Raw genomic sequence first — 12,718 nt, 5'->3', positions numbered from 1 at the left:
CGGCACGGTCTATCCGGCAATTGTCTTCACGGCTGAATTCGGGGTGATCTCGATCCGTCCCTTGCGGGCGATATAGCTCTCGACAAGGTCGTAGATCGGCGGGCCCTCGGTGTTCTCGTTTACCGACGCCCAGCCTGCGACCACGTAGGACTTGCCCGGGTCGATTGCCTCGCCGGTTTTTAGCAGGGTCATCTCCGAGATGCGGCTGCCGATCGGCTTGGAGACATCGATCGTGTAGCCCATGCCTCCGACGCGGACCATATCGCCGCCCTGCTGATAATAGGGATCCGGATTGAACAGGTTGTCGCCGACATCCTCGAGAATGGTGTGGATCAGCTCGCCCGTCATCTCGCTGCGATAGACGTTGGGATAGGTCATCGCCGTCGCGCCATAGATGTCCTCGCGGGTGATATCGTCACCCGGCAGCAGGCTCGGCCCCCAGCGGAAGCCCGGCGAAAGCGCGATATCGGCTTCGCGTTCCTCCAGCAGGGCCTGGCAGATCAGGTCGTCCCAGGTCCCGTTGAAATTGCCACGCCGATACAGCAGGGACTCGGTCTGGCCGATCACCTCGCCGAGCTCCGTCTTGAACGGCGCCCGCTGGGCATCGACCAGTGCCGTCATTTCCGGATCGGGCGCGATGACATCCGAGAAAATCGGGATCAGGCGGTAGTTGAACCCCTTCACGCCGCCCTCGCGGACATCGAGATCGAGACGGGAGACGAACTTGCCGTGCGAGCCCGATGCGACCACCAGCGTATTGCCGACCTGCACGGGTTCCGGCAGGGCATCGTGCGTATGTCCGGACAGGATGACGTCGATGCCCTCGACCTGCTGCGCCATCTTTCGATCGACGTCGAACCCGTTGTGGGACAGCACGACGACAAGCTCGGCGCCATCGCCGCGCACTTCCTCGACCACCTCGCGCATGCGCTGCTCGCGGATACCGAAGGAGAGATTCGGGAACATCCAGCCCGGATTCGCGATCGGCAGATACGGGAAGGCCTGGCCGATGACGGCGACCTTGACGCCCCCGCGCTCGAACATCTTGTGGGAATCGTAGGCCGGCTCGTTCCATTCACTGTCAAAGATGTTGGCGCCGAGGAACGGGAACGGCAACGCGTCGACAATCTCGGTCACCCGGTCGATGCCGTAGGTGAACTCCCAATGGGAGGTCATCGCATCCGGCTTCAGCCCGTTCATGACATTGACCATGTCCTGGCCCTGCGTGCGCAGGGCGGTCAAGGAGCCGTGCCATGTGTCACCACCATCGAGGAACAGCGCATCCGGCCGGTCGGCACGGATTGACTTCAGAACCGTGGAGATCCGGTCGAAACCGCCGAGCTGGCCATATTCCCGGGCAAGGGCGACAAAATCTTCCGAGCTCAGCGCATATGCCTCGGGGGAGCCCGGTTCGAGTCCATAGGTATCGAGAAACTTCTTGCCGGAAATATGCGGCGGCAGCCCGGCAGACTGGCCAACGCCGATATTGATCGAAGGCTCACGGAACCAGACCGGCATGAGCTGGGCGTGACAGTCGGTCAGATGCACCAGTGTGACATTGCCTGTGGTCTCGAAGTTCAGCAGCTGATCCTGTGTGAGACGCTGCTGTGCGGCGAGCTTGGCCCAGTTCCCGAACCCGCTCAGACCGACGATCGCGGACGCGGCAAACGATGCCTGGAGGAAATCGCGGCGCGACAACATGACATGGAACTCCTTCGTCGGGTCCCGCTTCGGGACATAGCTCTCCCTGCTGAAACGTCCTGCGGTTCAGGCGACGGAAGATGATGCGAATTTTTTTCAGTCTGCGGCGGCACCCGGGAACACGCGGCTCCCGGGTGCCGGCCGGATCAATTGCGCAGTGCCGGCGTCTCGACCGAGAGGCCCTGACCACGCGATGCAAGATAGAGTTCGAGGGCCGTAAACTCGTCCGAACCGCGCTTGTATGGTGTGGCCCGAATGTTATCCATGCATCCCTTGAAACGGCGGTGGATGGAGCCCATCCCCTGCCACTTCAGGCGATAGACCGGAAAGCCATTGGTATGGCCCTGGCTCAGATGGTCGGCCCGGATCATGTTTCCGTAGTTATCCTCATGGCAATTGGCGCACGCCATGTCCAGCTGACCGACACGGGTGTAATAGAGCTCCTTGCCCCGCTCCCACCATTCGGCCGCCGGTCCGTCGGTCTTGACATTGACCGGCATGCCCCGCGACTGCAGGCCGATATAGGAGGTCATTGCCAGCATTTCCTGGCTTTCCCATTTCCACGGCTTGGCCTTCTGATGCTCTTCACGGGACCAGTTGATGTGGTCTTCAAGCGCGAACAGCGTCTTCTTGCCCTCGTGCCATTTCGGCATGCCGGCACGCAGCCCCTTCATGCTTTCGGCGGCATCGCCATGACAGTCCGCGCAAGACTTTCCGTCAGCCCCGTCGGCGGTCTCCCACAGCTCCTGACCGTACTCGGCGAAGATCATCGCCGGGTTCTCGAAATCGTCGGTCTGCAGGGACTGGGTTTCGTCATTCCGGAAACGCCATCCCGACAGGATTTCCGAAAAAGGCGAGTCCGCCGGCGCGTCCAGCTTGGTGACGAAGGTCTGACCCTCGACCACCAGTTCGGCATTTTCGTCGGCCAGCGCCGCACTCATTGTCGCTGCGAAGAGTCCGATCACCCCCATTGCCAAGAGTTTTTTCATGTCATCCCTCCCTTGTCTCCGCTCATTCAAGCGACGGAGATCTTTTTCTCGATGTCGTAGACGGAGCCGTCATCGTCGGTCCATTCGAACCGCATGGTTCCCGATTCCGTCAGCTTGACCGAAAACTCGACATAGGGGTTCGCGGCAATGGCCGGCTCCATGTCCATCCAGAACACGTCCGTGCCGTTAAATTTGGCGACAAACTTGTTGATGATCTTGCGGGGGATGAGCTCGCCGGTTTTCCGGTCCTTGCGCTGTCCCGACTCCATCGGATGACTGATCAGGGTCTTGATCGTGACCGCTTCGCCGACTTTCGCCGACTTCGGCACCTTCACGCGGGGTTTGATATTCGCCATAGTCTTGTCTCCTCGGGTCTTTAGCCGCCGCAGCCGCCGATCGTCACCTTGACTTCGCGCCGGGCCATTTTCGTCGAACCGTCAGCCATCTTCGCGACGGCAACGATGTCCTGCGTGCCCGCCAGGCGGATACGCGTGGACGCACGGCTCTCGGCGCTGGCCTTGGTGAAGTGGAACGTTCCGACACCCGGATTCGGGTTTCCGGCCGCCAGGATCATGATCTCGGTCGCACCGTCGGCGGATACTTCGATCGGAACAGTGTTTCCGTTCTCCGCGATTTCCGGAGCACCGATCTCGACTCCGCCTGTCTCCGGCATGCCACCGGCGAATTTCTTGATGGCCGCTTCGACTGCGTCCTCGCTCGCATTTGCCGGAACCTGTATCAGGCCAACGGCAGCCAGACCGGCAGCAAGCGCGAACAGGTCACGCCGTGTCATCTGCATAGGATATTCCTCCGTTTAATGTCGCTCGTCCGAGGCCCTGGGCCCGCGGTTCGCGCCTATTCTTCTTTCAGCGTCATCAGGTAGGCGACGACATCCTCGACCTGCTGTGCCGAGAGGATCGTCTTGCCGACGAACTTTTCCGCAACCCTGTTCATACCGCTATCGCGGTAGAAGCCAGGCATGATGGTTTCCGGCGAAATGGCCTCTTTCGAATTGACGACGATTGCCCGCAATTCAGCCGGAGTCCAGCGGCCGGCCACACCATCGAGAGGTGGCCCCACCTCGCCGTGATACGGCTGGTCGGCCAGATCCTTGTTCACGTGACAGGCCAGGCAATTGCCCAGTTTCCGGCCCATGAACCACTTGCGGCCCTTCTCGGCATCGCCCGGTTCATTGGTAAGCGGCTGCGTGATCGCCCCATCGACAATCTTGACGTCGGCAGGCTTGACCGTCTCGGCGGAAACCCCCGAAATTCCAAGCAGCAGCGCGAACGCAGTGGTGACTACAATCCTGATCACCGGATCTCCTCCCGTTTTTTTGTCGGACAGCTCTTTGACTGACCTTTAAATTAAAGAGACCGGAAATTCCAATTCAACGCAACAACAAATTCATATCTTTGAATTTGTTGTTGCGTTACAGGCATATGCCCTCTTGAGGAAGCTTCCGGCCAGCCTTACTGCGTCTTCTGTTGTTCGAGGAAGCGGCGGGCATGATATTTCTGGAAATGCTCCTCGCCCTCGTACCCTTTCTCCCGGACCCAGGCGAACATGTTCGTCGTGGTCCACTTGCCGAAGGCCCCGGGCATTGCAGCCACGGCAGCGCGCCCGGCATTCTCGCCGTCCGGCACCTGTTCGGGCATGAAAAGGATCGTCGGCGTGAACACCACGCCCCAGCGTTTGGCCATGTCCTTCTCCGGCAGAGCCGTGCCGTCCAGATCCGTGACTTCCTCATCACCGAACAGATTGTACTGAACGACAACGAAGTTCGCCTTTATGAAATCAACGACTTCCGGGTCGGACAACGGTCCCTCATGCAGCTGCTTGCAATAGATGCAGCCGCGCTGCTCGAAGATCATGGCGAGACGCTTGCCCTGGCTCTCCGCCTCGGCGATATCCTCGGCCACATCCTTGAAGGTGACCGTGAACCACGGCTTCTTGTGCAGGCCGTCCTCACCGACCTCTGCCACTGCCGGGCAGATGACCAGCAACGCAGCGAGCAGCCCAAAAATCACACGCGTCATGTCCTGTCTCCTTATCCGATGGTTCCGAATGCCGGGAAAGTGTCGATCATCCACTGGGCAATGACGCCGACCGTGTTGGTCCCGATCAGCACTGCGAAGACCAGCAGCGTGGCGCCAATGCCTTTCTCGATTGCTCCGAGGTAGCGGCGCACTGATTTCATCCAGCGCATGAACGGTCCAAAGAACAGACCGGCGAGAATGAACGGCAGGGTCATGCCGACGCCATATGCGAACAGCAGAAACGCACCGTGCTGCACCGTCTCCGCGGCGCTGGCGCTGAACAGGATCATCGCCAGGACCGGGCCGACGCAAGGGGTCCAGCCAAAGGCGAAGGCCAGCCCGACCAGATAGGGGCCGATCAGCCCGGCCGGTGCCGCGACATCCATCCGCGCCTGCCGGTACAGCAGGGGGATTTTCACCCATCCGAGAAAATGCAGCCCCATCGCCGCGATCACAACCGCCGCCACATATCGCAGAATGTCAAAATATTCGCGCAATTGCTGGCCGAAGACGGACGCACTGGCGCCGAGACCGACAAAGACGGTGATCACGCCAGCCGAAAACAGAATGGCGGACAGCACCACCTTCCGGCGCGCCGCACCATCACTGTCTGCATCTGAAATCTCGTTCATGGAAACCCCGGCGATATAGCAGAGGTAGAATGGAACGATCGGCAGAATGCAGGGCGTGAGGAACGATGCCAGACCGGCGATGAAGGCCCCGCCTACCCCTATGTCAAATCCCATTTGAAGCCCATTTTCCTGATTCTTTCCTGCGTTTCCCCGACCGAGCTTGCGGTCAACATATTCTCACATTAGAATTTGTTATTATGTTCCATGCTCAATTGCGACAAAGCAAGAAATTGTTGGCTGCGGCCACGATCCTGGCCGCAGCCTTCTCGGCAGCGGCAGGGGCCGGACACGCCCGCGCCGCGAGCGAGCTGCTGATGGTCGAGCAGGCGAACTGCGAATGGTGCGCGGCCTGGAACACGGAGATCGGCGTAGTCTACCATCTGACGGAGGAGGGAAAGCGGGCACCGCTGCGCCGGCAGGACCTTTTCGATCCCTGGCCGGCGGATCTGAAGATAAAGGGCCAGGTCCACTTCACACCGACCTTCATCCTGCTTGATGACGGGGCGGAGACCGGCCGCATCGAAGGCTATCCGGGCGAGGATTTCTTCTGGCCGCTGCTTGCCCGGCTTCTCGACAAAAAGACGCGGAAAATCCCGCCGACGGAAGGAAACGACTGATGAAACAGACGATTTTCGCATGCTCCCTACTGGCCGCGCTGCTGGTTCTTGCGCCAATTCAGCAATCCAATGCGCAGAATGCCGATGCGCTGGTTTCCCAGGAGTCGATGAAGCCCGAGGTCGCGCTTGATCTCGCGAAGGCGGCGCTGAAGATCTGTCAGGAGGCCGGATATCAGGTGGCCGTCGCCGTGGTCGACAGGGCAGGACTGACCCAGGTTCTGCTGCGGGATCGTTTTGCCGGTGCACATACCATCGACACGGCAACCCGCAAGGCCTGGACGGCAGCGAGTTTTCGAACCTCCACTCTGGATCTCACCGCCCTGGTCGAGACCGAGCCCGTGATGGCCCACCTGCCGGACATCACCAACGCCCTCGTCCTTGGCGGCGGCGTTCCGGTTCTGGCGGCGGGCAACCTGATCGGCGCGATCGGGATCTCCGGCGCTCCCGGAGCCGATCTGGACGACGCCTGTGCCCAAAAGGCTCTTGAAACCATCCAGGAATTCCTAGATTTCTAGCACAGCTACTTCCGGAGCCCACCTATGCCCCTGCCCGTCCTGGACGAATCCGTTACAGACGCCGAATTCGACGTGATGGTCGAAAACGCCAAACATGCGACGGAGTTCATGAAGGCGCTGGCGCATGAAGGGCGGCTCCTGATTCTCTGCCAGCTGGCCACGGGCGAGAAGTCCGTGACCGAGCTGGAGGAATTGCTCTCTTCCCGGCAGGCTGCTGTTTCGCAGCAGCTGGCTCGGCTCCGGCTTGAAGGTCTGGTCAATCACCGCCGCGACGGCAAGACCATCTATTACAGTCTGAAGGACGAGCGTGCGGTGCGTATGCTCGAACTGCTCTACGACATGTTCTGCAAGGACGAGGCGGAACCGGCCATATAGGCCCCTGAGCGACGTGCGCCGTCATAACTCCGGATCGACTCCCATGGCGCAAAACGCCACACTCCCGTGATGTTTGCCCTGTCAGAATCGCTCGCAGTGACTCTGGTCGGCTTTGCCACAGGTGCCATTCTGGGCCTTGCCGCACGCATTCCGCGATTCTGTACCCTTGGCGCAATCGAGGATGCGCTCTATGGCGGGAACCGGGACCGGATCATGATGTGGCCGATGGCGATCGGGGTTGCGGTCGCGGCAACCGCTGTGCTTGCAACCCTCGGCTGGGCGACGGTCGAGGATGCCGCTTATCTCCGGTTCGAATTCAGCCTCTCCGCCTCGGTCATCGGCGGCCTGATGTTCGGCATCGGCATGGCGCTTGCCGGCAATTGCGGATTCGGCGCCCTGGCCCGTGTCGGCGGCGGAGACATCCGGTCCGTCCTCATTGTCATGGTTATCGGCATTGCCGCCTATATGGCCGCGGTCGGCCCGCTGGCGGAACTCCGGACGACCTTGTTCCCGCGGAGCGAGGCGGCGGACCCGGCCGCGGGATCCATAGCCCGGTCGATCGCGGAGCATACCGGTATCCCGGTGCTCTACGTTGCCCTCGGCCTTGCCGTTCTGCTGATCACACCGGCTCTCACCGACCCGCATTTCATCGGCAACCGTGCGGCCGTGTTCTGGTCGGTCCTGATCGGTCTGTCCTGCAGCGCGGCCTGGTGGGGAACCAGCTACATTGCGCAAACCGGGTTCGACCCGATTCCAGTTGAATCCCACAGCTTCACCATGCCCCTGGGCGAGATGGTGCTGCAGGTCATGGGGGTCGGCGGCCCGCCCGGCGGGTTCTCTGTCGGGTCGGTCTGCGGCGTGCTGTGCGGCGCCCTGCTCGGCGCCCGGATCCGGCATCAGTTCCACTGGGAAGCCTGTGACGATCCGGGCGAGCTGCGCCGGCAGATCTTCGGAGCTGTCCTGATGGGCTTCGGCGGGGTGATCGCGCTTGGATGCTCCGTCGGACAGGGTCTCTCCGCATTTTCGGTTCTGGCCTGGAGCGCGCCGGTCACCGCAGCAGCGATTGGCGTCGGCGCCATTCTCGGATTGCGATATCTGGTCGAGGGCCGGCAGATGACCGATACTCTGCTGCTGCCCGTCCGGGCTCTTCGCGCCCTGCTTCGCCGCGACCCGGGATCACAACCCTGATGCGGCGCTGACGGATTTCGCGGCACATGGCTGGCGCATCTCGCCAGCGCAATCCGGCGCGAAAACGGCCATGAAAAGATGGGAAATGCACCACCGGTGCATTTCCTGGGGCAGGCTCCGGACCCATTGATCGGTCCGGAGCCCAATGGCAATGCGAAATATCTCTCCCGGCCCCGGGGCACAGTGCCGGAACAGCTGCCTCCCGGAGCTATTTGGCCTTTTTCCCCCCGAGAGAGACCGGCGACTTTGGCGTGAACGAGTTTGCGGTTGCCAGGATTTTGTCTTTCTCCCGTTTCGGCTTCTTGGCCTCTTTGTTTCCACGCCGGTTATTGCCCTTGGCCATGGTCTTTCCTTCCAAAATGCAGCGACCCAGCGCCGGAACGGCGCGGTGATGACTGCAACGATCAGCCGGCTGCAATCGACGGCAGCCAGCGCTGTGATAGTGACATGTTCAAATGATATTGTCGCGGAACGGCGCATGGCGAACGCCAGACGCAAGACCGGATGCTGGGAAAGAGGTCGCACGGCCCGGCGCCGAGAGCACAGCCCTCATCGAGGCCACACCTGACACGGGTCCATCACTCACCCCGCCGGCCTGACAAGCACGGGATCGAGCATCCGTTCGGCCGCCCGAAGCGCGGCATCCGCCCCCCTGGGGGTGTTAATGATAACCAGGCCGCTACCAATCATGCCTGGCGCGCCAGAGTTGCCGCGGAAGCGGACCTCACGGCGCACCATATCCGGCAGATCCGACGAGACGCGCCGCCATGGCCTCGTGCAGCCCGGCCTTCAGAATGGGGTACCAGACCATGACGGTCGCCTGCGGCCATTTTTCGTGCAGGCCGATAACGAAGTCGGCGACGCGGAGATACTCGGTCTTGATTTCGTAACTCGGATCAATCAGTACCAGCCCGCGGCGCGGTGTCGGCGGCGAGATCGCAAGAACCCCTTCGTAGCCATCCCGCTGATGGATATGGACATTGTGCCCACGCATGGCGCGTTTCAGCGCTTTGTGCTCCGCCGGATGCATCTCCATCAGATGGATCACGTCGGTCGATCTGAGCAGCTGAGCGGCGATCAGCGGCGAACCGGGATAGAAGCCCGCGCCGAACCTCCGCTCGGTCATCCGCGTCGCCTCCGCCAGCGGCTGATCCGCGGGAATGGCGCCGTCGGCAACCAGTTTCAGGACCCCGGCCTTCGCCTCCCCGGCTTCTCGGACTCCGCGGAGGAGAGATCGTAGACCGCGCGACCGGCACGGGTTTCGAGATAGCTGAGCGGTTTCGGCTTTTGCCGAAGATGCGTGCGGAGGGCCGCGAGGGCTCCATGCTTGAGAACATCGGCGAGGCAACCCGCGTGGTAAGCATGCTGATAGGACAGCATCGGTCTTGCTCCAGACTGATACGAGCTGATTTCCGGGCAGCAAACAATGGCTTAACCTTTATGGTCAAGCCGTTGTTTTATTTGGTTGCGGGGGCTGAGTTTGATCAAGGACCTACACTCGCAAGCACTGTCTAAAATCGACCGAAGACCAATCACAAAAAACATTTGGCGTAACTTCCTTTATTCGGGGTCAGATTTTCTAATTATTGCGATTCAAAAAACACCGAACGACGTCGAACATGCTCGCACTCCCATGAAATGCTCTTCCTTTATCTGCACTTCCGGGAACTATACGGTTGACGTACCACGAATCGGAATTACTTAAATGGGCGACAGGCCGGCGCTAGTTTTGGGTTATTTTCAGGATTTCTCGGCGGAGTGCGGTGGCAATGGAATAGGCATCGCTGTCAGTCATTGCGCGCTTAGGCCACCAGAGTGTTCCCGGAGACGGGGGCCAAATTTGGTCGAGCACGGCAGCGGCCTTGGGTTTGATCCTCACCATGTCGAGCATTTCATGATGCGGGGAGCTGAAGACCAGTACATAGAGCTTTCCGACTCCAAAGGCGCAGGTTTGCGTGTTCTGAATAGTCGGATCTTTGTTCGGGTCGGCTAATATCTCTGCTTCAGTGTAGATTGAGTGGGTTGATTTCGCAAAAACTGACCGGTCGTCTGGGCAGTCGTATTTGCCGATCCAGATTTTGAAGGTGTCGGGGGCTAGTTTTTTCTCTCGAAATGCGCTGCGCTGCTCCGGTGTGATGGCTGGCGCGTGATGCCTGTCGTATTCAACAGTTACCGCCACGCTCGTCGCCCAAGCCGCAATGGCGGCTTTGGATGCGTGGTCCAATAGGATGGATTTCCCATTCGTCATTGGGCCAACGACGAGTTTGGCATTTTCTTGAACGTCCCCCATCCATCCAGAATTGCAGGTTTTGCACACGCACCGAATTTTCCAGCTGACGAGCGGCGAGTTTCTCGGGTTTATCACATTCATTGAGGTCGGCTGTGGCTTGTTGTCTTTCTTGCCGCCACGAAAGAAGGCGACCGCCCTTTTTTTGTTTTTCCTGGGCAAGAAATTCTTGAGCCAATCGCCGAACACATGTTCTGCGTTAAGATCGGTTGATCCGCAGTAAATGCAGTTTTTCACATACATGGCTGAGGTGATCCGTGAAGAAAGCTAAGACGGACAGCGACTACCCGCAGGAAGAAGCTGAGAAGCGCCGCGACGAGCTTCTAGGCAATCTGTTGCGCACACCGCCGCAGCCGCGTCCAGAGCGCGACAGGACGCCGAAGCACGAGTTCGTCGTCATGGACGGCAAATTCAGAGTTGCGGTTATTAAATCGCAATCTGACGGTCGCATGATCGCTGACGTTTATAAGAATCTAGACGATCTGCGCGCCGGACAGCCAATCGAACGAGACGCCCATCTGACGGTTGGTTAAGTGTCGCCAGCCATATCGTCGAGGTTGTTGCGCTTCTGCCCGTCGGGGTTCGTCCGAAGGTGCGGTTTGGCATTTTGCCTGCGGACGGTGTGGGCGTTGCTCAGTTGCCCCGCGTCGGCCATCCGCATGGCTTCGCCAACGGATGTGAAACGCTGGTTGCCTTCGAGAAGAACGTGGGTAATGTCTCCTTCCGCGTCAGCGCGGGCATTAATGACTTTTCTTTCTTTCGCCATGACAAGCTCCTTTGATCATGGTGTTGCGGGAGGTGGGGGAAGCACGGGTCGCGAAACTGCGTGCATTCCCCACCCCGCATTTCTCTCAAATTCGGGACAAAATCAAGTGTTCAGGATTTGTTCTATTGAATCATGGGGTTGCACGTAACGCGATTCTGTGAATCCCGAATCGAATTGCTCTGGTTGTGGTTAGATTCGCCGCCGCCAGCGGATGAAGGCTCGCGCCTTCTGCTTAGGCGTGACCGGCCTCACGAGGTTGATGGTACATCAGCCGCTTACCGGCTGCCGCTTTGAGCAGGGCGATAGTCGTCTCGGTGTCGCTCATCTTGCGATGTGCATAGCGGAAATCGAACTCTGCCAGATACCGATGCAGGTGGGCTTCGCTAATGCTGTGGAACGTGCCGTAGATGCCCCGCTTGAGGATTGCGAAATAGCTCTCTGCGGTGTTGCTGTGGATGAAGCCACCGGCGCGGGCGTACTCGTCTTTGGAGTGGTTCACGGCAGAGTGTCCGGCGAACTCACGGCCCACCTTCGGATAGACCGGGCTTTCGTCCGTCATCAGGTGTGACTTGCGGTCTGCGGTTTTCACGATCAGCGGGCGCAGGGTCTTGGCTGTTACGTTCGGGACATGGAAAGAACGAGATTCGCCTTCGCGCTCAACGAAGGTGAGAACGGCCATCTTCTTCGGCGGCGGACCAAAGGCTTTGTTGCGTGCTTTGCCGCCGATATAGGTCTCATCGGCTTCCACGACCTTGTTGGAACCGCCTATAGGGCCGGGTGTCTTTGGCGTAGCGGCTTCGTTCAGGCGATGGGTCAGGAACCACGCGGACTCGTAAGTGATGCCGAGCATCCGTTCCAACTGCTTGGCGCTGATGCCCTTCTTGCTGGCTGCCTTTAGTTGAGCCGCCAGCAGCCACTTGGTCAGGGGGATCTTGCTACGCTCCATGACGGTCCCGACCGTGACGGAGAACGGCTTGCGGCAGTCCTTGCACTTGTAGACGCCCGGACGGGTGGATTTGCCTTTGAGCTTGGTGATGCGATCACCGGATACCTGGCAGCGGGGGCAGACCGGACCATGCGGCCACATGATGGCTTCAAGGTGCTCACGGGCTTTATCGTTATCGGAGTAGATCGGGTTTGTGAGGTCTAGCTTGAACATGAGTCCCGCCCCCTTTGCTGCGGTAACTCAAATATAGGAATTCAAGTGTGGTACGTCAACCGGATACTTCCCGCACTTCCGCTTCGGGGCGCGCGGGGTAGAGCATGAGGTTTATTGGAGATAGGTCAGCAGAGCCAAAGGAATTGGGCTAGCATCGAACAGACTGCCCATTCCCGAATCTGTCTCCCACGTGACCTGAGCCCCGAGTTTCCTCCGGCTATTGGTAGAGCCCGGTGATCAATTGATGGCTTGTTGTTAATGTGATGGCAAGCAGGTCCGGGGCATGCCCCGGACCTGCTTGCCTGGCGATCTCTGAAGGCGTTCTGCCTCCCAGACTCGAGTGCGGCCTGACAGTGTTGTAGTCCTCCTTCCAGTTGCTGAGCACGGCACAGGCGTGGCCCAGCGTGCCGAACAGGGTCTCGTTCAGGCACTCGTCCCTGAGGCGTCCGT

Annotated in this window: 17 protein-coding genes; 5 read left to right on the top strand and 12 right to left on the bottom strand. The window is 59.8% G+C overall.

Translation table 11 applies throughout. The features are described 5' to 3' along the window. Nucleotides 1–9 precede the first annotated feature (9 nt). The 7 genes from soxB to RH950_RS09085 form a co-directional block, all read right to left on the bottom strand. On the bottom strand, nt 10–1,701 hold the full coding sequence (soxB, locus tag RH950_RS09115; protein ID WP_350055913.1) for a thiosulfohydrolase SoxB: 1,692 nt from the start codon (nt 1,699–1,701) through the stop codon (nt 10–12). A 146-nt stretch (nt 1,702–1,847) separates the two neighbouring features. Beyond that, a complete protein-coding gene (gene soxA / locus RH950_RS09110; RefSeq protein WP_350055911.1) occupies nt 1,848–2,690 on the bottom strand; it encodes a sulfur oxidation c-type cytochrome SoxA in 843 nt (280 codons plus the stop codon). Between the two features lie 26 nt (nt 2,691–2,716). After that, the gene (gene soxZ / locus RH950_RS09105; RefSeq protein ID WP_350055909.1) at nt 2,717–3,046 is read right to left on the bottom strand and encodes a thiosulfate oxidation carrier complex protein SoxZ; all 330 of its coding nucleotides are present in this window, start codon (nt 3,044–3,046) and stop codon (nt 2,717–2,719) included. 20 nt (nt 3,047–3,066) lie between these two features. After that, a complete protein-coding gene (gene soxY / locus RH950_RS09100; protein WP_350055907.1) occupies nt 3,067–3,489 on the bottom strand; it encodes a thiosulfate oxidation carrier protein SoxY in 423 nt (140 codons plus the stop codon). A 56-nt stretch (nt 3,490–3,545) separates the two neighbouring features. Next, the gene (gene soxX, locus RH950_RS09095) at nt 3,546–4,007 is read right to left on the bottom strand and encodes a sulfur oxidation c-type cytochrome SoxX (RefSeq protein ID WP_350055905.1); all 462 of its coding nucleotides are present in this window, start codon (nt 4,005–4,007) and stop codon (nt 3,546–3,548) included. Nucleotides 4,008–4,162: 155 nt separating this feature from the next. Next, complete coding sequence (locus RH950_RS09090; protein ID WP_350055903.1) at nt 4,163–4,729, bottom strand: thioredoxin family protein; 567 nt, start codon at nt 4,727–4,729, stop codon at nt 4,163–4,165. Nucleotides 4,730–4,740: 11 nt separating this feature from the next. After that, the gene (locus tag RH950_RS09085; RefSeq protein WP_350055901.1) at nt 4,741–5,475 is read right to left on the bottom strand and encodes a cytochrome c biogenesis CcdA family protein; all 735 of its coding nucleotides are present in this window, start codon (nt 5,473–5,475) and stop codon (nt 4,741–4,743) included. A gap of 119 nt (nt 5,476–5,594) precedes the next feature. Here RH950_RS09085 and RH950_RS09080 point away from each other — a divergent pair, with 119 nt between their 5' ends. From RH950_RS09080 to RH950_RS09065, 4 genes are all read left to right on the top strand, one after another. Beyond that, nucleotides 5,595–5,978, top strand: coding sequence for a thioredoxin domain-containing protein (locus RH950_RS09080; RefSeq protein WP_350055899.1), 384 nt, complete (start codon nt 5,595–5,597; stop codon nt 5,976–5,978). After that, a complete protein-coding gene (locus RH950_RS09075) occupies nt 5,978–6,493 on the top strand; it encodes a GlcG/HbpS family heme-binding protein (protein WP_350055897.1) in 516 nt (171 codons plus the stop codon). The genes RH950_RS09080 and RH950_RS09075 overlap by 1 nt, the downstream gene beginning before the upstream one ends. A 24-nt stretch (nt 6,494–6,517) precedes the next feature. After that, entirely contained in the window at nt 6,518–6,868 is a 351-nt protein-coding gene (locus RH950_RS09070; RefSeq protein ID WP_350055895.1) for an ArsR/SmtB family transcription factor, read from the top strand. 96 nt (nt 6,869–6,964) lie between these two features. Beyond that, nucleotides 6,965–8,056: a YeeE/YedE family protein gene (locus tag RH950_RS09065; protein WP_350055893.1), complete on the top strand. Its 1,092-nt coding sequence runs from the start codon at nt 6,965–6,967 to the stop codon at nt 8,054–8,056. 724 nt (nt 8,057–8,780) lie between these two features. Here the strand turns inward: RH950_RS09065 and rlmJ are convergent. Both rlmJ and RH950_RS09055 read right to left on the bottom strand, forming a co-directional pair. Then, nucleotides 8,781–9,404: a 23S rRNA (adenine(2030)-N(6))-methyltransferase RlmJ gene (rlmJ, locus tag RH950_RS09060; RefSeq protein ID WP_350055891.1), complete on the bottom strand. Its 624-nt coding sequence runs from the start codon at nt 9,402–9,404 to the stop codon at nt 8,781–8,783. Nucleotides 9,405–9,779: 375 nt separating this feature from the next. Continuing rightward, a complete protein-coding gene (locus RH950_RS09055) occupies nt 9,780–10,586 on the bottom strand; it encodes a hypothetical protein (RefSeq protein ID WP_350055889.1) in 807 nt (268 codons plus the stop codon). A gap of 14 nt (nt 10,587–10,600) precedes the next feature. On the opposite strand from RH950_RS09055, the gene RH950_RS09050 reads away from it, so the two are divergent. Beyond that, nucleotides 10,601–10,876 carry a hypothetical protein gene (locus RH950_RS09050; protein WP_350055887.1) on the top strand — a complete coding sequence of 92 codons (276 nt, stop codon included), beginning with the start codon at nt 10,601–10,603 and terminating at the stop codon, nt 10,874–10,876. Here the strand turns inward: RH950_RS09050 and RH950_RS09045 are convergent. The 3 genes from RH950_RS09045 to RH950_RS09035 form a co-directional block, all read right to left on the bottom strand. Next, a complete protein-coding gene (locus RH950_RS09045) occupies nt 10,873–11,109 on the bottom strand; it encodes a DUF3892 domain-containing protein (protein WP_350055885.1) in 237 nt (78 codons plus the stop codon). The genes RH950_RS09050 and RH950_RS09045 overlap by 4 nt on opposite strands. Nucleotides 11,110–11,341: 232 nt before the next feature. Continuing rightward, the gene (locus RH950_RS09040; protein ID WP_350055883.1) at nt 11,342–12,268 is read right to left on the bottom strand and encodes an IS1595 family transposase; all 927 of its coding nucleotides are present in this window, start codon (nt 12,266–12,268) and stop codon (nt 11,342–11,344) included. 217 nt (nt 12,269–12,485) lie between these two features. Further along, nucleotides 12,486–12,718 (bottom strand): integrase core domain-containing protein (locus RH950_RS09035; protein WP_350055881.1); only part of this gene is annotated, 233 nt, incomplete at its 5' end.

The organism is Nisaea sp. (assembly GCF_040217065.1).
In the GTDB taxonomy this organism is placed as follows: Bacteria; Pseudomonadota; Alphaproteobacteria; order Thalassobaculales; family Thalassobaculaceae; genus Nisaea.
Note: the sequence above shows the minus strand (reverse complement) of the source record. Positions and strands in the feature narration are given on the sequence as shown.